The organism is Spirochaetales bacterium, from assembly GCA_016930085.1.
Classification (GTDB): domain Bacteria; phylum Spirochaetota; class Spirochaetia; order SZUA-6; family JAFGRV01; genus JAFGHO01.
Genome location: JAFGHO010000032.1, coordinates 1 through 21,536, shown reverse-complemented (window position 1 = coordinate 21,536; position 21,536 = coordinate 1). Strand labels below are relative to the sequence as shown.

17 protein-coding genes are annotated in these 21,536 nt (G+C 50.6%); 10 read left to right on the top strand and 7 right to left on the bottom strand.

The features are described from left to right. Positions 1–148: 148 nt before the first annotated feature. Positions 149–1,978 carry a hypothetical protein gene (locus JW881_05915; GenBank protein ID MBN1697028.1) on the top strand — a complete coding sequence of 610 codons (1,830 nt, stop codon included), beginning with the start codon at positions 149–151 and terminating at the stop codon, positions 1,976–1,978. 89 nt (positions 1,979–2,067) lie between these two features. Here the strand turns inward: JW881_05915 and JW881_05910 are convergent, their stop codons facing one another. Beyond that, a complete protein-coding gene (locus tag JW881_05910; protein ID MBN1697027.1) occupies positions 2,068–2,238 on the bottom strand; it encodes a hypothetical protein in 171 nt (56 codons plus the stop codon). 118 nt (positions 2,239–2,356) lie between these two features. Here JW881_05910 and JW881_05905 point away from each other — a divergent pair, with 118 nt between their 5' ends. After that, positions 2,357–3,901 (top strand): hypothetical protein, encoded by a 1,545-nt coding sequence (locus JW881_05905; protein ID MBN1697026.1) that lies wholly within the window; start codon positions 2,357–2,359, stop codon positions 3,899–3,901. Between the two features lie 92 nt (positions 3,902–3,993). On the opposite strand, the gene JW881_05900 is transcribed toward JW881_05905, so the two are convergent. From JW881_05900 to JW881_05890, 3 genes are all read right to left on the bottom strand, one after another. Continuing rightward, positions 3,994–5,346, bottom strand: coding sequence for a hypothetical protein (locus JW881_05900; protein ID MBN1697025.1), 1,353 nt, complete (start codon positions 5,344–5,346; stop codon positions 3,994–3,996). A gap of 106 nt (positions 5,347–5,452) precedes the next feature. After that, positions 5,453–6,235 carry an SDR family oxidoreductase gene (locus JW881_05895; protein ID MBN1697024.1) on the bottom strand — a complete coding sequence of 261 codons (783 nt, stop codon included), beginning with the start codon at positions 6,233–6,235 and terminating at the stop codon, positions 5,453–5,455. A 196-nt stretch (positions 6,236–6,431) separates the two neighbouring features. Beyond that, positions 6,432–6,815, bottom strand: a complete 384-nt coding sequence (locus JW881_05890; protein MBN1697023.1) for a LamG domain-containing protein — start codon at positions 6,813–6,815, stop codon at positions 6,432–6,434. A 323-nt stretch (positions 6,816–7,138) separates the two neighbouring features. Between JW881_05890 and JW881_05885 the strand changes: the two genes are divergently transcribed. The 3 genes from JW881_05885 to JW881_05875 all read left to right on the top strand — a co-directional run bounded on the left by JW881_05885 (position 7,139) and on the right by JW881_05875 (position 12,967). Further along, positions 7,139–9,370 (top strand): glycosyltransferase family 39 protein, encoded by a 2,232-nt coding sequence (locus JW881_05885; GenBank protein MBN1697022.1) that lies wholly within the window; start codon positions 7,139–7,141, stop codon positions 9,368–9,370. 254 nt (positions 9,371–9,624) lie between these two features. Next, entirely contained in the window at positions 9,625–10,833 is a 1,209-nt protein-coding gene (gene glgA, locus JW881_05880) for a glycogen synthase (protein MBN1697021.1), read from the top strand. Next, the gene (locus JW881_05875; protein ID MBN1697020.1) at positions 10,802–12,967 is read left to right on the top strand and encodes an alpha-1,4-glucan--maltose-1-phosphate maltosyltransferase; all 2,166 of its coding nucleotides are present in this window, start codon (positions 10,802–10,804) and stop codon (positions 12,965–12,967) included. The genes glgA and JW881_05875 overlap by 32 nt, the downstream gene beginning before the upstream one ends. A gap of 9 nt (positions 12,968–12,976) precedes the next feature. Here the strand turns inward: JW881_05875 and argF are convergent, their stop codons facing one another. Further along, a complete protein-coding gene (argF, locus tag JW881_05870; GenBank protein ID MBN1697019.1) occupies positions 12,977–13,912 on the bottom strand; it encodes an ornithine carbamoyltransferase in 936 nt (311 codons plus the stop codon). 266 nt (positions 13,913–14,178) lie between these two features. Between argF and JW881_05865 the strand changes: the two genes are divergently transcribed. From JW881_05865 to JW881_05850, 4 genes are all read left to right on the top strand, one after another. Then, the gene (locus JW881_05865) at positions 14,179–15,774 is read left to right on the top strand and encodes a bifunctional aspartate carbamoyltransferase catalytic subunit/aspartate carbamoyltransferase regulatory subunit (GenBank protein ID MBN1697018.1); all 1,596 of its coding nucleotides are present in this window, start codon (positions 14,179–14,181) and stop codon (positions 15,772–15,774) included. A gap of 115 nt (positions 15,775–15,889) precedes the next feature. After that, positions 15,890–16,096, top strand: a complete 207-nt coding sequence (locus JW881_05860; GenBank protein ID MBN1697017.1) for a Uma2 family endonuclease — start codon at positions 15,890–15,892, stop codon at positions 16,094–16,096. A 27-nt stretch (positions 16,097–16,123) separates the two neighbouring features. After that, positions 16,124–16,243 carry a Uma2 family endonuclease gene (locus tag JW881_05855; protein MBN1697016.1) on the top strand — a complete coding sequence of 40 codons (120 nt, stop codon included), beginning with the start codon at positions 16,124–16,126 and terminating at the stop codon, positions 16,241–16,243. A 124-nt stretch (positions 16,244–16,367) separates the two neighbouring features. Continuing rightward, positions 16,368–18,644: a family 10 glycosylhydrolase gene (locus JW881_05850; GenBank protein ID MBN1697015.1), complete on the top strand. Its 2,277-nt coding sequence runs from the start codon at positions 16,368–16,370 to the stop codon at positions 18,642–18,644. 10 nt (positions 18,645–18,654) lie between these two features. On the opposite strand, the gene JW881_05845 is transcribed toward JW881_05850, so the two are convergent. Beyond that, positions 18,655–19,917, bottom strand: a complete 1,263-nt coding sequence (locus JW881_05845) for an adenosylhomocysteinase (protein ID MBN1697014.1) — start codon at positions 19,915–19,917, stop codon at positions 18,655–18,657. A gap of 198 nt (positions 19,918–20,115) precedes the next feature. Further along, the gene (locus tag JW881_05840; protein ID MBN1697013.1) at positions 20,116–21,036 is read right to left on the bottom strand and encodes a metalloregulator ArsR/SmtB family transcription factor; all 921 of its coding nucleotides are present in this window, start codon (positions 21,034–21,036) and stop codon (positions 20,116–20,118) included. A 144-nt stretch (positions 21,037–21,180) separates the two neighbouring features. On the opposite strand from JW881_05840, the gene JW881_05835 reads away from it, so the two are divergent. Beyond that, positions 21,181–21,536, top strand: a 356-nt coding sequence (locus tag JW881_05835) for a hypothetical protein (GenBank protein ID MBN1697012.1), incomplete at its 3' end; no start/stop codon positions are given.

Genomic DNA, 21,536 nt, shown 5'->3' with positions numbered 1-21,536 from the left:
GCCTGGTGTGGTGATCAGCATGAAAACACGGACATATGTCCTATATATTTGCGGGAAAAACAATGGTATATATGATAAATGAAATGATTAAAAACCGATATAAACAATCTGTCGGAAGATTAAAAATCAATGGCTGTGGAGGTTTATCATGCAATCGTATCTTTTTTTTGGGGGAAAGACACTCCGTTGCGGGCTTATTTTTCTTTTTCTTTTTATCTGTCTGAGTACATTCGGACTCGATGTCACCTTTACCATCGATACCGAAACCGATAACAAGCCGATCAGTCCTTATATTTACGGGACAAACCAGCTGCTTACCGGAACGGAAAACTGGACCGTTCGGAGGATTGGCGGAAACAGGACAACCGGCTATAACTGGGAAACCAATGCATCGAATGCGGGTGAAGACTGGCACAACAGCAGCGACAATTACCTTTGCGATTCGCTTGATGTACCGGACAATATGTTCGAGACGCCGGCGGCTGTCATGACCGTTGCCCGTGAGGCAGACGTCACAAAAGCCCGTGCGACAATTGTCACGCTTCAGATGGCGGGTTATGTGTCGGCGGACAAAAACGGAGAAGTTGCGGAAAGCGAAACGGCTCCGTCGCCGAGATGGAAGGAGGTAATAGCGAAAAAGGGATCGGCCTTTTCCCTCAATCCCGATACCGGGGACAATTATGTGTATATGGACGAGTTTGTCAATTTTCTCGTGAACAAAAACGGCCCCGCGGGGAGTGCTTTGGGCATCCGGTTCTACTGCCTGGACAATGAACCCGCACTCTGGCCTTCCACCCACCCCCGGATTCATCCCGATGAGTCCGGGTGCCGTGAAATAATCGAAAAAACCGTCGCCCTTGCTAAATCGGTCAAGGATGTGGATGCTGAAGCCGAACTTCTGGGACCCGTTCTTTACGGGTTTGCCGCGTTCAGCAGCTTTCAGGACGCCCCCGACTGGGAATCCGTCCGCGGCGGTTACGAATGGTTTATCGACTATTATCTGGATTCAATGCGCGCCGCTTCCAATTCGGACGGCAGAAGACTGCTCGACGTCCTCGATGTTCACTGGTATCCCGAAGCGCAGGGCGGAGGACAGCGGATCGTATTCAATGGTGCGGGAAGCGATGAAACGTGCAAAGCCCGTATTCAGGCCCCCCGAAGCCTCTGGGATCCTTCCTATACGGAAGACAGCTGGATCGGGGAATGGTTTTCCGATTTTCTCCCCCTGATCCCCCGGCTAAAGCAGTCGATCGACGGATATTATCCGGGAACGAAATGCGCGGTCACCGAATACTGCTATGGCGGCGAAAACCATGTTTCAGGCGGTATCGCGACCGCCGATGTCCTTGGCATTTTCGGTAAATACGGCGTGTACCTCGCCAATTACTGGCAACTCGAGGATACCACCCGGTATACGAGTGCGGCGTTCAAAATATACAGAAACTATGACGGTAATAACGGCACATTCGGGGACACAACGGTGAAGGCGGAGACGAACAATGTGGGCGACAGTTCAGTCTACGCATCGTATTTCAGCGGTGATGAGTCCGAACTCCATATTATCGCGATCAATAAAAATTACGATCAAAGCATGAATGCGATCTTTGCCATCAGCGGAAATATCGATTACTCCTCCGGGGAAGTATGGGCGTTCGATTCCGCCGGCTCTTCGATTACAAAACGTACGGGGATTTCCTCGATAACAGGGAACCGGTTTGTTTGTACCCTCCCGAAGCTTTCCGTTGCACATATCATCCTGAAGAGCCGGCCGGTTTCCCACTCCGCGATGGGGGATGTCAATGACAACGGGAATATCGATATCGTGGATGCCCTCCTCGTTGCGCAGTATTATGTCGGACTGGACCCGGCTAATTTCATTTTCGACAGGGCGGATGCAAATTGCGACGGTGTGATAAATATAGTGGATGCCCTTCTTATCGCGCAATACTATGTGGGGCTTGTTGAAACCTTTTGTTGATCGGAGCCGGCACCGGAACCGGATGTCTTATGGCTCGGTGCCGGAAACCGTTTATAGTGATAGGCGGCGGGCCCGGACATTGGAAGGCGTCAATATTTCATTGGATTACAGAGGTTTTTTTCGCAATCGGCCACGCGGCCGCAATTGAAGCAGATATACTGCGGGTCCTTTGTCAGTTTCATGATGTCATCGAACAGCTCCCTGCTCGCAAGCACACAGAGATGCCCTTCGTGATCGCCTTTGCATTTTTTTTCCGCCATGTGGTATGCTCCTTGTTCGTTATGGTACGTTTATAACAACCCGGGGTTTCCTTGTCAAGGCGAGAAATGTTTTTTATATTGTACAAAGGTCGTTATTGTGCTATACAATGCTATAAAAATGAAAAAATTTGTTTTGGTTCTTGATGTCGGAACGACAAATATCAAGGGATTTCTTTTTGATAAAAATGGTTCGATCGTCCATGAAGTACGGGCGAAACCTTCCTATATTATCAACGAGGAAGGCCAGGTTGAACAAGATCCAGGTCAAATCTGGAAGATGAGCAGGCAGGTGATCGCGGATGTCCTTTCAACCAAAAAATACACGGCGGACGACATCGTCTCCATGGGTATTTCGACACAGCGCGCTTCATTTCTTTTATGGGACAAAAAAACCGGAAAACATTACACGAACATCATCACCTGGCAGGACAAACGGTCCGCGGCGTACGCAAAAGAAAAAACGGGGCTTTTCTGGCTGCGTATCCTGAGGCGAATCGTCGGGATGCTCTGTTCCGTAATCCCGAACACAAAACTCACGACCATATCGATTCTGAAATTCGATTCCGTCCATGCCTCCTCGAGGACGGGGTACCTGCTTCAGAAACATCCCGAACTCAATGAAAAGGTGAAAAAGCCCTCATCGCAGGTCGCGTGGGGAACGATCGATTCATGGATACTCTGGAACCTCACCGGGGGAAAGGTCCACGCAACGGATTATTCTTCCGCATCTTCGACCGGGATTCTCGACCCCTTCACATTGAAGTGGAATCCGATCGTGCGGGGGATTTTTAAAATTCCCGAACATATCCTCCCGGAAATCAGGGAAACGAGGGGGAATTTCGGCACGACGACCCTTTTCGGCGGCGGGATTCCCATCCTCGCGATGGTCGCGGATCAGCAGGCGTCACTGTTCGGCCAGCTTTGTTTCCGCTACGGCGATATGAAATGCACGAACGGGACAGGTTCCTTTATCGACATAAACACAGGGAAACGCCCGTTCGCCTCGAAACGAAGGCTTTATCCGCTTGTCGCGTGGCGGGTGAACGGTGAAACCACCTATATGCTCGAGGGCCAGTCGCAGAATACCGGCAACATCATCGACTGGCTCAAGGATGAACTCAACCTCATCAAGCACCCCGATGAATCGGAGGCGCTTGCCGGTGAAGTGGAATCGACCAACGGGGTCTATTTCCTTCCCGCTTTTACCTCCGGGCTTACCTTTCCGTACTGGGACCCCACGGCAACGGGGAACTTCTTTGGAATCAGTCTGGATACAAAAAAAAACCATCTCATCCGGGCGGTGCTCGAAGGACTCTGCTTTCGTATCAAGGACATTGTCGACGGGATCGGAAGCGATACGGGGATCAGACCCGGAAATATCAAACTCGACGGGGGGGTTTCCAGGAACAGATTTCTCTGCCAGTTTTTAAGCGACATTCTCGGTTTTGATGTCGAATACTTTCCGCACCCCGAACCCACGGCACTCGGCGCCGCCTACATGGCGGGACTCGCAGCCGGATTCTGGAAATCTGAAGACGAACTCGAAGGCCTCGCGAAAAAGGGTGTCGCCTATCATCCGACAATAGACGAGAAGGAGCGGAAAAGGCGGTATGAGGGCTGGAAAAACATTATCAAGAGGTCCCTGGACTACCGTCTGCGGTAGGAGGGGAGGCCGATTGACCGCTTCCCCGGACTTTTCACGAAACAATCCGTAGAAGATACAAATCGAACACGGCCCTGAAAGCCGGTCCGCCGTCAATCCCGCTGCTCGTACTTTTTATTCATATCCCTGAGGTTCTGTTTGTTGATAATGAGATTGTGGTTGATCGCGAGAATCAGGTCATTGAACTCTTCCTGCTGTCTGGGGGGGATTTTTTTCAGGTAATTGATATTCTTTTTCCAGATGAGCCAGTCCCTGAGACCGATGCATTGCGTATGGATACTGTCGAGGGAGGAGATGCTGTTGTCAATGACATTTTCCATTTCCTTGATCGTGGTAATGCTGGTGTTCTTCGTATAGGTGTAGAAATCAAAGGTGTTTTTGATTTTTGTCAGAAAATTCCTGAGAGAAGCGACATCGTGCAGCAGGTTCCTCACCGATGTCTGCCGGCGTTCGATTCTCCCCGACCGGGAGGAATAGAAAAAGACGAGGTCTTTTTTGGGAAAATCTATCCCGGCTCCCGTAAACAGTTTTTTGACGAAATTGATGATCTGCTGGAAAATCGTAAGCGGCTGATAGTATTCATACACGGATGAGAGAAACTGTTCGAGATTCGTCAGATTCTGTATCTGGGCGATGGAACGGTTGGCGATTTCCTTGAGCCTGAAGACCCTCCCGGATCGTGTTTGCGTGTCCTGTGTCGCGTATCGCGACCGTATCTCGCGCTCGAAACTTTCGTCGGATTTCGCGAGGTCGGCAATACCCACCACGACAAGATCCTGAAGATATTCCAGCGACAGTTCCCTGCATTTTTGACGGATCGATTCGTCGTACTTTTTAGTGTTTTGAATATAGAGGGCGTGGGACCCGACAAGACGTTTGAGTTCGGGGCGAAGCTTGATTCTGTATTCGTCCTGTTTGATCGTGATAAAGCGCTCGATATAAGGATTGATATTGTTTTCAAAGACCTGTGCGATCGACTCCCTGATGTTCTTGGCAAGATTGAGACGCTGTGACGCAAGAACGGAAAGGTGATCGTGGGAATACAGCCGCTGGATAAAGGCGATGATATATGTGTTGAGTTCCTTCATCGTGTTGAGGGAGGCGATGGACATGGATTCCGGATTCTTGAGCGAGATATTTTCGATAGCCTGGATATTATTCAATACCGTGACGATCAGGTCCGCGTTGTTCTGTATCTCTCCTTCGAGACTCTGAAGGGTGAATTGGGGGAATTGAAGCGTTTCGGCGGAAGGATCGAGTGATTTCTTCCATTCCTGATTCGAGGTGAATGCGTTCGTAAAAACATTGTCCCGCAGATTGATAATTGAATCATAGATCTGGGTATAAAACGACTGTATAAACTCGGTCGCTTTAATGAGATTTTGAAGTTCCTTCTCGACGATCTGCTGTATGGATTCCTTTTCCTGTGCCATCTTACCGGACATAATATCCTATGATAGAAAGCGATGCAAGGCTGTTTTGAACCGGCTTATCGGCAATATCGCATTCGGAATGCACTCTGTCTGCCGGAGACTGTATGTGAAAACCGCACTAAATTACTTTTCTTCCCGAAAGGGGCGCGGTAATGAATCTCGAAAGGAGTTTCGGTCCGGACATCCATCGAAAGCGGGTACCGTGTTTTTTATTGCGGATAAGCCGCGGGACGAGCCACGCGGCAACGGTTTCCGGTTTATCCGCGATGATATTCAGAATTTTTTTGAATCGTGCGAATTTTTCCCTGTTTTCTTTCATGGGGAGGAGGACAAAATCGGTGACCATCATACCGGGCTGGATGGTCCCGACGATCACTCCCTTGTTTTTTGCTTCCTGCACAAGACCTTCGGTAAAATAGGCGACCGCGCATTTACTCGTTCCATACAACGTGAGGTTGTCCATGTGTCTGCCGTCGCTTCCCCATCCTTCCAGATTGTAGATTGCGCCGAATCCCTGTTTCACCATATTGTTGAAGGCGATACGGGAACCATACACAACACCGAGGATATTCGTTTTCACCAGCGCATCGATATAAAGCGCGGGTATATCCCAGACCGGGGCGTCGGGCTGACTTACCCCCGCGTTGTTGATCCAGATATCGATCCGGCCCCATTTCGAAGCGGCTTCCTTCCAGAGGGCCGATACCTGATCGTAAGAGGTCACATCGCAGGGTTTGAGAAAAAGAAGATTTCCCGAGTCGGTAAGTCCGGCCGCGGCACGGGTTACCCCGGCATCACTTCTTCCCGATAAAGCCACCTTCCATCCGGCATTCAAAAACTCTTTTGCCATGGCAAAACCGAATCCCCTTGTGCTTCCGGTAATAACGACATGTCCGGCCATATGGTATCCTCCCGATGTTTTTCTCTTCACGTATTACCGTCCGGAAATAACGAGAAAGGCGCCGGCTTCCTTTGCGGCCGGAAAGGTTCATCGCTTCTGTTTTCCATCCGGACGGACGACAAATCCTCCGTCAATATAATACTGTCTTCACATATATAATAAAAGATAGGCATCGGGACAAGTATAAAAAGGTATGTCAATAAGGGAGATAATGATACAGCGCCAGGATTTCCGATGCACCGAGTTCTTCTTCATACAGCCGGAGGTCGTCGATGTTGCCGTTGAATCCGGCGTAATCGATATCCCGCGGTGCGCAGCCTATCCTCAAGGGGAGTCGACACACCGCGATCCCCATGGGATTAGAGCCGGTATCGATTTCACGGGTCAGGATGCCGTCGATGTATGAACGCATTTTCCCGCCGGTTTTCCATGTAAGGACGATATGAGACCAAATACCGGGATGGACGTCGCCGATGTCGACGGCGAATCGTGTATTGGCCGAATCCCATATCTCGTGTTTGATTTGTCCGTTTCCAATCCCCATCACGGGAATAATATACGGCAGACGGGAATGATTCATATGACTTCGTCAGGTAGTCGCCATTGTAACGATAATACCGGTAGAGGGTAAAAAACAGCAATATGCCGTCGATTGGTTGCCGTTAGCAAACGGCTTCAAAAGACGGTTGCTCCTTTGCAGGCGGATTTTTACTTGTAAATTATTCGGGATGAATGGTTTAGAAGAATCCGGTTTATGCATTTCCTTTGCTCATGCGCCGGTTATATTATGCCGATGAGGAAAATAAATTGTCAGGCGGCCCGTATATTACGGCCGGAACGGGAAGCGGTATTACCTGTAATAAATGAATCACGAACCCGTCGGTCGATTTCATGGAGGAAATAATGAAACATCCGGCTCTGTTGATTATTATCCTGTTCGTCATCTCTGGCCTTTTTTTATCGTGCGGCATGGTCCCGGAGAAAGACTCGATTGAAAACACGATTAAAAACGCTTCTTTTGAAGATATTCGCATGGACTGGGTATCCCATTGGCATAAACGCGCCCTGTACGAGGCCGGAGATCATGTCAATTATGCGGTCGCCGAAGGAACCGCCCATACGGGGAAGCGGTCGGTCAGGATTGAGAACACCCGGCCGAATGACGCCAGGGTATATCAGTATATCACGGTTTTGCCGGAGACGATCTACAAAATTACCTGCTGGATAAAAGCAATTGATATACGGGGCAGTCTCGGCGCCAATATCGCCGTCCTTGATTCATCGGCCCATTCGAATGACTACAGGGATACGGGGGGAAAATGGGAAATGGCGACTCTTTACGGTATGACCGCCCCGTATCAGACACAGATGCCCGTGGCCTTGAGGATCGGGAGCTGGGCGGCCGATTCCGAAGGAGCCGCCTTTTTCGACGATATACGGATCGAACAGGTGACGGGGAAGCCGGCGAATTCGAAAATACATTCGTTCGCTTTCAATGAAAATTATTCCGATGAAAAAGCCGATGAATACTTCGCGCGTGTCAATAACATACACTACACAAGGAGAAACCTTCATATGTCGCTTTTTATCTCACTCTGTATGCTCGCCGCAAGCATATGTTTTTCATTGTATATGCTGATACTCAGGGGCAAAAACAATACGCTGGATACGATCGTCCGGAAAACGTTTACCCGGTGGTTTTACGTCCCGATGGCGCTGTTTTTTGTCCTGTTTTTTATCGTTCATCTGAACGCCCCCTCGCCCCTGACAGCCCTTGATGTCCAGCTTTGCTTTGCGCTTTTTGTGCTTATGGCGGCAGGAATAATGGTCTATCTGTACCGGTTGAAACAGCTTACGTGGACAAACGTGATAAAGATCGTCATTTTTCTCGGTATCGCCTTGCGGCTTTGTTACTTTCTCTATTCGCCTTTTACCGATATTATCGGCGGACGCCAGCATGACCTGTGGGGGGCGTGGAGTCACACCGAATACATCAAATATATGGGCAGGACGTTCCTGCTTCCTCCGGTCGGCACACACGAAGCTTACCATCCGCCCCTCCATTATCTGCTGAGTGGTATCGTATTCAGGATCGCCGAAAGTTTCGGCCTCAATGAGGTGAACGCGTTCAGGGCGGTGCAGGTGTATCTGCTCTTTATTTCCGCCGTCCTTCTTCTCGTCATTTACCGCATATTCCTGTTGCTCAAGTGCGATGAACGGGTCACCCTCATCGGCATGGCATTTGCCTGTTTTCTGCCGAGCCTGATCTTCATGTCGGTTTACCTCAATAACGATATGACCCTCGCGTTTTTCTACACGATCAGCTTCTATTATCTACTCAAATGGGCCGGCGATTCATCGGTCAAACACACTGTTCTCTTCGCCGTTTTTGCCGCACTCTCCGTTCTTTCAAAAAAATCGGCGCTCATTATTTTCCTGGTCGGCGGTATTGTCTTTCTGGTCGAACTGGTGAGAAACCGCATCGACTTCAAACGCTACATCAGACTCGCTTTGATCTTTCTGGCGATAGCCGTTCCCCTTGGCCTGAGTTTCCAGATCAGGAATTATATTCTTTTTCAGCAGGACCTTGGGTATGCGGTCTCGGTGACCGGTCCGGTCATGCCGAGTAATCCCTATAACCTCTTCTACGTCTCCGTGGAAAAACTACTCGAACATCCCTTTGTCCTCGAAGACGGCGCGGACAGGATCTTTCTTTTCATGGAGTTTATCCGGACATCGGTATTCGGCGTTTTTTTCCATAACGAGGCGCTTCCCGGAATCGGCGATGTCGCGGTTTGTCTCATGTTTTTCTATCTCATCACGCTCGGGCTGCTCGTCCTTTACTTTCTGCTGAGCGGGAAAGGAGAACTCGAGGGTAAAGGATATATCCTGTTCGTCAATTTCGCGGTCTCGATCCTCTTTTATATATGGATGCATTTCTCGTCGCCCTACCATACAACCCACGCGTTCAGATATATCGCGCCGTTTATCTGTGTGTCGTTCGGTTATTACATCGGTAAATCACAGGTCAGGTTCGGGGGTGTGAAGTATCCCGTACTCAGGTTTATCGTCAAAGCGCAGTTTATCGGGTTTTGTATCGCATCAGCGGCCTTCATTATGTCGATAGGGTTTTAACTCATGTTTTTCTTCATAATCCCGCCGGCGGGCACGTGGCGCGGCTGTTGTAAGTGTTTTTGTTATAGACAAATAAGCGATCAGTCCTCAGTCTGTACGCCGTTTGTGAAAAGCCGGATGAGACTCCTCCCTTTACAAAACCTCTTATACTTATTATAGTCGGTCATAAACAGAGGATACCATATGGACGTGACTCGTATCATCGAACAACGGCAGCCCATAACCTCAGCCATCAAGCACGGGAGCGGACGCTCATGAACGTACTTTTTCTGACCAATGAATACCCCCCGCACGTCTACGGCGGGGCCGGAGTGCATGTGGATTACCTTTCCCGCAGTCTGTGTTCCTTCGCGAATGTGGAAGTCCGCTGCTTCGGCGACCAGCGGTCCGCCTCGGAGAATCTGACCGTCAGGGGTTTTCCCGTTGCCCGGGACCGTATTCAGACGGCGCCCGATATATTGCGCTCGACGATCGGGACGATCGACCGGTGCGTGCAGTTCAACGCGCTGCCGGTTGCAGCCGATGTCGTCCATTGCCACACATGGTATTCCCATTTCGGCGGCATACTGGCGAAGCTGCTTTACGATGCCGCCCTGGTCATCACCACCCATTCCCTGGAACCGCTCCGGCCATGGAAAAAAGAGCAGATCGGGCGTGGTTTTAATTATTCCTCATGGATAGAAAAAACCGCACTCGAGATGGCCGATGCCGTCATCGCCGTCTCCCGGTCGACGAAAGAAGATATTTTAGCCCATTTCAACTGCGATCCGGACCGTATCGCGATTATACCCAATGGCATCGATACCGGCGAGTATAGAAAAACGGAGGAGCGTGAGGCCCTCGACCGCTACGGGATACCGCGCGACCTCGAGTATATTCTTTTTGTCGGTCGAATTACGCGGCAGAAAGGGATCATCCATCTCGTGCGCTCAGCGACATACCTCGATCCGGATATCGGGATCGTTCTTTGTGCAGGGGCACCGGACACCCCCGAAATTGCGCAGGAGATGAAGGAAAAAGTCGCCGAATTGAAAAAAACGCATCCCCATGTCTATTGGATCGAAGAGATGCTTCCAAAAAACCGGATCGTCCAGTTTTACAGTCACGCGTCGCTGTTTTGTTGTCCGTCGATCTACGAACCGTTCGGAATCATCAACCTCGAAGCCATGTCGTGCGGAACTCCCGTTGTTGCGAGCAAGGTGGGGGGGATACCGGAGGTCGTCGTTCATGATGAAACGGGTCTTCTCGTTCCCCTGGAACAGGAATCTTTGCCTCCTTTCGAAGCGCGGCATCCGGAGAAATTCGCCAGGGATCTCGCTGCCGCGATGAGTTCCCTCATGTCGGATGGTGAAAAGAGAAAGGCGATGGCGGAGGCCGGCAGGAAGAGGGTATGCGATCATTTTTCCTGGCATGCGATTGCGGGAAAGGTATATGAATTATATCAGCATGTTCAAGGAGGATAATGACAGGATGAATACGAACATCAACACGGTAATCATAGAAAACGTCTATCCGGAAATCGACTGCGGTTCGTTCGCGGTCAAACGTACAGTCGGAGACGTGTTTCATGTCGAGGCGGATATTTTTTCGCACGGCCATGAGGTGATAAAGGCGGTCTGCATGTACAGAAAACAAGGGGCTCCTGTTTGGACCGAGACGGAAATGATCCCCGCGACCAACGACCGGTGGGAAGCTTCGTTCTGCCTTGATGAAAACACCGCCTATGAATATACATTTTTTGCCTGGCGAGATCCCTTTCTCTCCTGGGCTGAAGACCTCGAGAAAAAGTATACGGCGGACCAGGATATTACAAGCGAACTGATTCAGGGAAAGAGCATGATCGAATCGATACTCCCTGAGGCAAAGGAAGAGGACAAGGTGTTTTTGAAGCGGATACTTACCTATTTCGACAGGGAACTGAAACCGGCACGGGCGACCGAAGATCTTTTTAAAATCATCGATACAATCGAAGTCAAATCCAAAGAGAAAAAACCGATCTCCTCTCAACTGGCAAAAATGAGGAAACTGGTCGAAGCCATATCTCCGGAAAAGACTCTTATCAAACCCGCCCATGATCCGGTCAGCGAAATCATTTTGGGTGAAGAGTTGAAGAGTGTCATGTACGCCTATGCCGACAGATCGGACTGCGGCCGCTACGGCAGAACTCTCCGCGTGGAGGCGATAAGAAAAAAAGCACGGTTTTCTTCCTGGTATGAAATGTGGCACCGGTCGCAGGGAACGGTCAAAGGGAAAAGCGCGACATTCGACGATATGATCGCGCGGCTTCCTGAAATACAGGACATGGGGTTCGATGTCATCTACCTTCCGCCCGTTCATCCCATCGGTATAACCAACAGAAAAGGTCCGAACAACAGTCTCATTTGTCCCCCGGGAAGCCCCGGTTGTCCCTTTGCGATCGGAAGCAAGGAAGGCGGTCATACGGCGATACATTCCGAATTGGGAACGATCGAGGATTTCAGACGGTTCGAGAAGGAATGCCGGAAACTCGGCATGGAAATAGCGCTCGATCTTGCCCTTCAGTCTTCACCGGATCACCCATGGGTCACCGAACACCCGGAATGGTATTATAAGCGGCCTGACGGCACGATAAAATATGCGGAAAATCCGCCTAAAAAATACGAGGATATCTATCCCCTCAACTTTAACACAAAAGACAGGGAAGGATTATGGAAGGAAATATTGTCTGTAATCAGGTTCTGGATGGATCAGGGAATCAGGATTTTCCGGGTCGATAATCCGCACACAAAGCCTGTTTTTTTCTGGCAATGGCTGATCGAAGAAATTCACCGGAAGGATCCCGATGTCATCTTTCTCGCCGAAGCCTTTACTCGGCCCAAAATCATGAAGGCGCTCGCGAAGGCCGGATTTACACAGAGCTACACCTATTTTACCTGGCGTAATTTCAAGCAGGAGTTAACCGATTATTTCACCGAACTCACCCGGTCACAGGTGGCCGAGTATATGATCGGAAATCTATTTACCAATACACCGGATATTCTTCCCGTCGTCCTTCAGAATGCGCCGCGCAGTGCTTTCAAAATGAGGGCCGTCCTCGCGGCAACCCTCAGCCCGACCTGGGGCATCTATAACGGATTCGAACTCTGCGAAGGCACTCCGAAACCGGGGACGGAGGAATACCTCAATTCCGAAAAATACCAGTATAAAGTCTGGGATTGGGACAGGCCCGGTCACATCAAGGCGTTTATCAAAAAACTCAACGTGATCCGGAAAGCGCACCCGGCCCTTCAGTCCTATAAAAACTTGAGGTTTTACGCGGCTGAAAACGAAAACATCCTTTTTTACGGAAAATATACCCCGGATCTCGAGGATATCGTTTTGGTGATCGTCAATCTCGATCCCTACAAAAAAGAAGAAAGTTATATTTCGGTCCCGATAGAAGAATTCCATATCCGGCCGGATGAATCCTACGAAGTCATCGATCTGCTTTCCGAAGAAAAATTCTACTGGCAGGGGATAAAAAATTTCATCAGTCTGGACCCCGAAAAGGAACCGGCGCATATCCTGCTGCTTCGCCGATGGACGCGTAAAGAACAGGATTTCGATTACTATTTTTAGCGCGGCCGGTCAAAGCGTCAGAAGCATGAGCGCCTTTATCGTGTGCTTCCTGTTTTCCGCCTGGTCCCATACCCGTGAGGAGGATCCTTCAATGACCGGTGCGGTCACTTCTTTTCCTTTTACCGCGGGAAGGCAATGGAGAAAGATCGTTTCGGATTTCCCGCTTTTTTTCATGAGGGTTTCGGTGACCCTGTAGGGTGTAAGCAGTCTTACCCTTTCTTCTTCCTTTTCCTCCTCACCCATCGAAACCCATACGTCGGTATAAACGACATCGGCACCGTCAAGGCCGGTGTCCACGGAATCCGTGATTTCGATTTTTACTCCGGCTTTCTTTATGGTACCGCACCGCGCGACGAATTCACGGTCCGGGCGGAGTTCTTCCGGTGCGACAATTGTCGTATGGACGCCCATAATCGAACACCCGGCAAGGAGTGACCTGGCCACGTTATTTCTTCCGTCGCCGATGTACACGCATTTTTTCCCGTTGAGTGTTCCGAACGCCTCTTCCATGGTCATGAGGTCCGCGAGTGTCTGCGTCGGGTGGAAGAGATCGGTAAGCCCGTTATAGACCGGAACCCCCGAATACTCGGCGAGTATTTCGGCTGTTTTCTGTTCATAACCCCTGAACATGATACAATCGAACATGCGGCCCATGACCCGTGCCGTGTCTTCGATCGATTCCTTTTCGCCGAGGTGAATATCGCCTGCACCCAGAAAAACCGGATGTCCGCCCTCTTCCCCAAACGCGGTTTCGAACGCGCATCGTGTCCGCGTCGATCTTTTCTCGAAAAGCAGCGCGAGCGTTTTGGAAGCGAAACGGCGGAATATTTTCCCCGATTTTTTTTCTTTTTTTGCTTTGTGTGCGGCCTCGAGAAGACACCGGATCTCTTCTTCCGAATAATCTAAAAGAGTGAGAAACGAACGGCCTTTCAGACGACAAGACATAAAAACACTCCTTTATTACCCTATAGTTGCTTTACCATTTTTTTGAGGGTGTCTTTAATAAACCCGCAAAGCACGATTGACATAATACCCCGAAAGTTCTTCTTTGTATAGAATATCCATTGACAATGCCCGAGATTTATAGTTTACTTTTACGGGAATACGAGCCCGGTTGTCTCTCGAATCTTTTTTTTACGACAATTGTCGTACTTTCGGACTGAATGTGAGAAAACCGCGTGAGAGATTCTTCCTTAAAAAGGAGTGTGCCGATGAAGAGACCACCGTTTGAAGACGGTCCGTTTAAAGGAAGAACCATCGCCGTTGTCAATGATCTTTCCATCGACGAGCAGCTGTATCTTTACCGGAAAACAAAGGAACTTAAAGAAGCCATTCGTACAAAAAAAACACTCGAATCGTTTCAAATCAACAATCAGAATATCGGTACCTACATTATCTTTCTCGAAGACAGCACGCGAACAAAAGAATCATTCAAGAACGCCGCCGAGTTTCACAACACGCGGCTGAACGTTCTCGACCCCGGTCATTCCTCCTTTAATAAAATGGAAAGTTATTCGGACACCTTTAAAATGCTTTGCGGATACAACGATTATTCGATCTATATCGTACGAACCAAACTGGAAGGCGTATGCAGATGGCTCGAGGCCACCCTCGCCGAATACGCGGAGCGGAATCACCTGCCCAAACCTTCTTTTATCAACGGAGGTGACGGGAAGCACGAACACCCCACCCAGGAGTTCCTGGATGAATATACCTTCTTTGAACAGAAGAACTGGAACAGGGACTCTATTCATATCGCGCTTTTAGGGGACCTTTTCCACGGCAGAACCGTTCACTCGAAAGCCGACGGCTTGAGGATTTTCCATGAGGTTACCGTGGATCTGATCGCCCCGGAAGAACTCCAGATGCCCGCCCACTATACGGAAAAAATGGCAAAAAACGAATTCGCAGTCCGTACCTTTTCATCGATCGAAGAATATCTGAAGCAGGACAGTATCGCGAATATCTGGTATTTCAGCCGCCTGCAGCTCGAGCGGATGGGAGAAGACGTTCGCGAGAAGAGTGACATATTGCGGGATGCCGTTACCTTTCAACGAGGATTTATCGACCGGATTCCGGAGGAAACCCGCTTCTATCATCCCCTCCCGCGGCACCGCGAGCATCCCACCGTCCCGCTTTTTCTCGACAATACACCGTTGAACGGATGGGAGGAGCAGGCACTGAACGGATACTTTATCCGGATTATCGCTATCGGTATGCTGGGCGGGAGACTGGGTCGTGATTTTTCCGGCAAACACCCCGAACCCCTTCGGTTTCAGGATGATTTCATAAAAGAGGCCGAGCCTCACGATCAGCCGAAAACGGAATATAAAGTCGGGATCAAACCGATCGAAAACGGAATCGTCATCGATCATATCGGACGGGGGGACAACGTGGACACGATCTGGGATCACATCTACAAAATACGAAAAATCCTCGATCTCAATATGCCCAGTTCCCACGGCGTGTTCGAATCGCTCAAAACCAACGACACAAAAGGAATCGTCTCTCTTCCCGAAGTCGATGTCGTCGATTTCGAAGAGAAGAAGATAAAAAAACTCGCGGCGATCGCTCCGGGATGCACACTCAATTTTATCAAACATCAGCGGGTGATCAAGAAGCTCCGGCTTCTTGCGCCGCCCCGCGTATATAATTTCGAGGAAATCGGGTGTACGAATCCGGATTGCATCTCCCACCCCGTACACCATGAAAATGCGATTCCGGAATTCTACCGGTTGAAGGCGGATTTCTATATCTGTAAATATTGCGAAAAACCCCACCAGTTCAAGGAAATCTGGAACATGTAGCCGGTACCTGCATCAATGGGGCAATCCTTGACTCTTTCCGATCTTTAACGTATAATGGCTCTATCATGTCGGTGCCCTTAAAAAATCTCATCATCACTATACCTATGCGGATTATGTGGACTGGCCCGACAATGAACGGTGGGAACTCATCGATAGCGAGGCTTATAATATGTCCCACGCACCATCCAGAAGGCACCGGGATATTCTGAGGGAAATAGGAATGCAAATCGCGCAATTCCTCAAGAACAAATCATGCACAATTTACTTCGCCCCTTTTGACGTCCGTCTGCCTGAAGAAGGCGAATCGGAAAAGGAAATATAAACGGTCGTCCAGCCGGACCTTGTTGTTATATGTGATTCGGGAAAGCTGGATGAGAAAGGGTGTCTCGGTGCGCCGGATATCGTGATTGAAATATTATCTCCCGCCACCGCCGTAAAAGATAAAATAGAAAAATTCTCACTTTATTAAAAACACGGTATGATATTCACGGATAAATGACACTTTCGTGGGATTACCGGCAGCCGTTTTATCATGGCGTCCGGTTATTGCTTTTCCTCTTCTCTCCGCATATACTGAAAGACGGGATTCCGTTATGTTCGGTAACGCTTTGAAATTCGTATATCCTCTGCTGTTCGTTTTCCTTGTAACGACCCCCTCGTGCCGCCAGTTCGGGACAAGGCCGGTCCCGCGGGACAAAATGGCCGTTGAAAATTGTTCATACACCGATGATAACGCCGCCAGAAATGCCTGGAAATCCGGAGGGAAAAGCGGCAAGGTTTCACTCAAAAAACAGAAAGGGATAAAGGCCGTCCGTTTTCCCTGTCTCTTTTCTTCACTGCCGCCTGAAAGGTCATTCTGGGACAAAGCCGTCGCATTGCAGGATGCTTCGGATATGACAATGTATCCGGGTATACGGATCCGCTTCTATTGCGCCGATCTTTCATCGATATCGCATTTTTATCTTTATCTGAAAAGCGGTACCGGCTGGTATTATGCTTCCTTTTATCCGCGGCGAAAGGACTGCTGGGACACAATCACTATTCCCAAAAGCAGTATGCAGATAACGGGGTCGCCTGAAGGGTACAACAGGATCGAGATGATCCGTCTTGCCGCCTATCCCTGCAGCGGCCGAGATACATGGTTTGCCGTCTCCGAGATTGCCATGATGAAGGACGAGTTTCCGGTCGCAGTCATTCGTAATGAATCGGTGTATAAAAAAGATCCGGCCAAAGGGCCCTCCGTTATCGAGTATACGAATAATGTATCCCGTACCCTCTCCGCTTTAGGGATGACCTGCAATATATTGAGCGATACAAAGCTGTCGCTACAGCAAATACGATCCAAGAAAGTCCTGATTCTGCCCTATAATCCCGCGATGAGTGATTCCTCGCTTGATGTCCTCAAAGATTACCTTCTTTTAGGCGGTCACCTGATTAGTTTTTATATCCTTCCTCCTTCGCTTCGCGGCGATTGCGGTTTCGGCGCCGGATCTTTTATTGCGGAGGAGTATCCCGGATATTTCTATACCATGCGCTTCGAGGATGAAACGGTGAGAGGGATTCCCCCCTCGGTAGTTCAGGCTTCCTGGAACATTATCGAACCGGCCCCGATCCCGGGCAAAAGTAAAACACTCGGGTCATGGTATACGGTCAATGGAGAGAACACGGGACTGTCGGCCGCCGTTATTTCGGACAACTGCGTTCATTTTTCTCATGTACTTTTACAGGACGATCCCGTCGGGAAACGCCTGATGCTTGCGGCGATACTCGAACATTTCTTTCCCGGATTGAAAGAACGAACGGGGTATATCCCGCCGGAAAAAGGCGGTATCGGTAAATTGGAGTTTGAAAAGTTTTTTGAGTCGGGCGGGGGGAATGAGTTCAGGGGTGTCTGGTGCGCAAATGCGGCGGGAATACCCGGACTTTCGTGGGACGAGGCGGTCGGGCGGTTGAAAGAAAGCCGGTTTACCGACCTTTTCCCGAATATGGGGACGAGCGGTATCGCTTATTACAAAAGCTCCCTTATCCCGAATCATGCCGCTGTAAAAACAGGAGGTGACCGGCTCGATGAGTGCCTGACCGCCTGCAATAAGAACGGCATCAGATGCCATGTCTGGAAGATATGCTTCAAGCTCGGGCAGGAGGTTCCCGCCTCATTTCTTTCACTCCTGAAAAAGGAAAAGCGTCTCCAGGTTTCTTCTTCCGGGACCCCTTCCGAAGCATGGCTGTGTCCTTCACACCCGAAAAACCGGGAATTGGAGACGGCAGCCGCAGTCGAGATCGTCCGGCGTTATCGCGTACACGGTATCCATCTCGATTATATTCGCTACCCATCCGCGGGGTATTGTTTTTGCGATGAATGCAGAAAACGGTTCGAGGAAAAAATCGGCAGGAATCTTTATAAGTGGCCGGAAGAGATTTTTTCCGATCCCGTGCTGACGGACTCGTGGGAGAATTTCAGGAGGGAAACAATAACAGGGCTTGTCGAACGGATAAGCGAAGAAGTAAAAAAAGTCCGGCCCGGAATCGGCGTGTCAGCCGCGGTTTTTCCCAACCCGTTCCTCGACCGTGAGGAGGTCGCCCAGGAGTGGGGACGCTGGTGTGAAAGACGCTATGTCGATTTCGTCTGCCCCATGACCTATACGGACAACGCCCTCCGGTTCGGGGTGCTGACTTCGGCGCAGCTCGGCCACGCGTATGGGGTTCCCTGTTATCCCGGCATCGGGATCAGTGTCTGGGATACCCCGTACGACATGACGATGCTTTTCGAGCAGATCCGCACGACAAGAGAGCTCAAAACCGGCGGGTTTATGCTTTTCGCCTATGACAGGGAACTGTCCGAAACAATCTTCGGCCGGCGGCCGGATTGAAACATGTTGCTCAGGTTCCTTCTTCCCACGAATCGAGATAGGCGATCTGTTCCGCGGTCAGGGTGTCGATCGTGATTCCCATGGCCTTGAGCTGGAGACCGGCGATCTCGTCGTCGATCTCGGCGGGAAGCTGGATCACTTTATTCTCCATTTTTCCCCTGTTTTTTGCCCCGTATTCGCACGAGAGGGCCTGGCCGCAGAACGAGGTTGACATCACCTCGCTCGGGTGCCCTTCCGCCGCGGCGAGATTGACGAGCCGGCCTTCACCCAGCACGAAAAGCTTCTTCCCGCCGAGGACGTATTCGTCCATGAACGGCCGCACCTTTCGGGATGAATCACCCGCTTCCCGTAACGAGGCAAGGTCTATTTCGATATCGAAATGGCCCGAATTGAGCATGATCGCCCCGTGCTTCATCTCCTTCATGTGTTCGAGCCGGATCACGTGCTTGTTGCCGGTAACCGTGCAGAAGACGTCCCCGATAACGGCGGCCTCTTCCATTTTCATCACGCGGTATCCGTCGTATGCCGCCTGAAGGGCCCTGAATTTGTCGACCTCACAGACGATGACATTCGCGCCGAGGGCGCTTGCCCGCAAAGACACCCCTTTGCCGCAGCTTCCGTACCCGCAGACGACGACGGTTTTTCCGGCAAAGAGAATGTTCGTCGCGCGGAGAATGCCGTCGATCGTCGACTGGCCCGTTCCGTAATAGTTGTCCACCAGGTGTTTCGTGTTGTTGTCATTGACCGCGATCATCGGGTACTTGAGCCGGTTGTCGCGTTCCATGGCCTTGAGCCGTATGATGCCGGTGGTCGTTTCTTCGCACCCGCAGATAATGTCCGGAATCAGGTGCGGATGGTTTTTGTGGATCTCCGAGACGAGGTCGCACCCGTCGTCAATCGTGATATGCGGTTTGTTGTCGATCACGTAGGTGATATAGCGGTAGTAATCCTCTTTCGTTTCGCCTTTGTACGCCCAGACCTTCACCCCTTCTTCAGCGAGGGCCGCGGCAACGTCGTCCTGTGTGGAGAGGGGATTGCACCCTGTTATCGCGATTTCCGCTCCCCCCGCGCGCAGCACCCTGACCAGAATGCCGGTCTCCTTTGTCACGTGCAGCGCCAGCCCGATCCGTATCCCGGCGAGCGGCTTTTCCTTTTCGAACCGTTCTTTCACGACCATAAGCGCGCCCATATTGAGTTCGGCCAGCTCCAGATTTTTCCGTCCCTGATCGGCCAGCTTCAGGTCCTTTACCTCAAAAAAATCTCCTTTATCCATGATTGTCTCCCTTCATGTAAAATAACGTAACCCCGCCTGAGGGCGGGAATCGATTCCATAATCGTTAATGGGGACCGCCTCCCGTCCCTGCGACAATTGTCGTAAAACCGGTTGTTGTCAAACGGTATCGTCCCCTTGTTTTTTCATTCGGAAATTTCAGACCGATGTATTCGCCCATACATTCAGCCCGGTGGCCCTTCAATCGGCCTGCTTCTTTCCCGACGCGATATTCACCACGAGTCCTTTCAGGACCGGAATCCGCTTCGTCACCTCCGTTGCGAGACCCGCTCCGGACAAAAAAGAGCAAAGCCCCTCCATCCCGAAGCCGAGCCAGCGGTCGGAAAACCGCTCCCTGAGCATTTCGTTTTCGTGCTTGTCGAAATCCATGACGACGAGCGTGCCTCCGGGCTCAAGGACGCGGGCGGCTTCCCCCACCGCGACCTCCGGCGCCTGCAGGTGATGCAGAACCATCGCGATCACCGCGCACTCCGCCTCCCCGTCACGGAGGGGGAGGTGAGAGAGTTCGCCGAGCCGAAAATCCGCCCGCCCCCGATCCGCCCCGAAACGCCTCCGGGCTTCATCGAGCATGCGGGACGAATTGTCCACCCCGATTACCCGTTCCGCCCTGCCGAGCAGCGCGTGAAGGAGGTCGCCGGTCCCGCACCCCAGATCCGCGATCGTCCGGCATGAAGGAACTGTCTCCAAAAGCAGCCCGATGATATCGATATCCCCGAAAAGCTCCTTTTTCATGTACTCCCAGTGCGAGGCGACCGCATCGAAAAACTCCCTCGTCCGATCTTTCCGGGCCCGTATCACCTTTTCCGCTTCCCTGCCGTCCTCAGCAAGCACGGCTTCCCCCGCAACCGCTTCCCGTACAAGTCCGGCAAACCGGCGGGCATCCGGGGTATCCGGCACGGAATAGAACGACCACAACCCGTCCCGCCGTGCCGTAAGGAGGCCGCAGTCGGAAAGAATTTTGAGATGCCTCGACACCCTCGACTGGCCCATGCGGAGGATTTCCGTAATCTCGTGCACATTCAGTTCGTGGGAGCCGAGCAGCGTAAAGAGTCTGATCCTCGTTTCATCGGCCAGGGCCTTGAAGTATTCGAGCGCTTTCATCTATATCAATATATCCTGATATAGTAATATATGTTTTTTTGTTATTTCTGTCAATAACGTAAAGACCGATTTCGAATTTTATTGCACCCGGGCGTTTTTTATGATATACTGCCGGTAATATTATCCTAAACGAAAACCAATACCATGAATAAAACACCTGATCGAATTATTTTCATACTACCCGTGCTTCTTACACTATTCCTCATTTCGACGTGCGATTTCTTTCCCATGGATAAAGATACCTATAACGAAAAAAAATTCGATATTGGATCGGACGGATTTTCACCCCCGGACAATGAAAGCGTCATACCGGAAAGTCTCGTCATACGCTGGCCGGAAGGAAAAAACATCCTCAAATACCACCTCCAGGTATGCGGGAACGGGGATTTCAAAAGCGGCTTTATCGTTGACGACGACACCCTCACTGCCCCTTCATATACGGTGACCGAACCCCTTGTTGAAAACCGTTATTACTACTGGCGGGTCGGGATCATGAACGA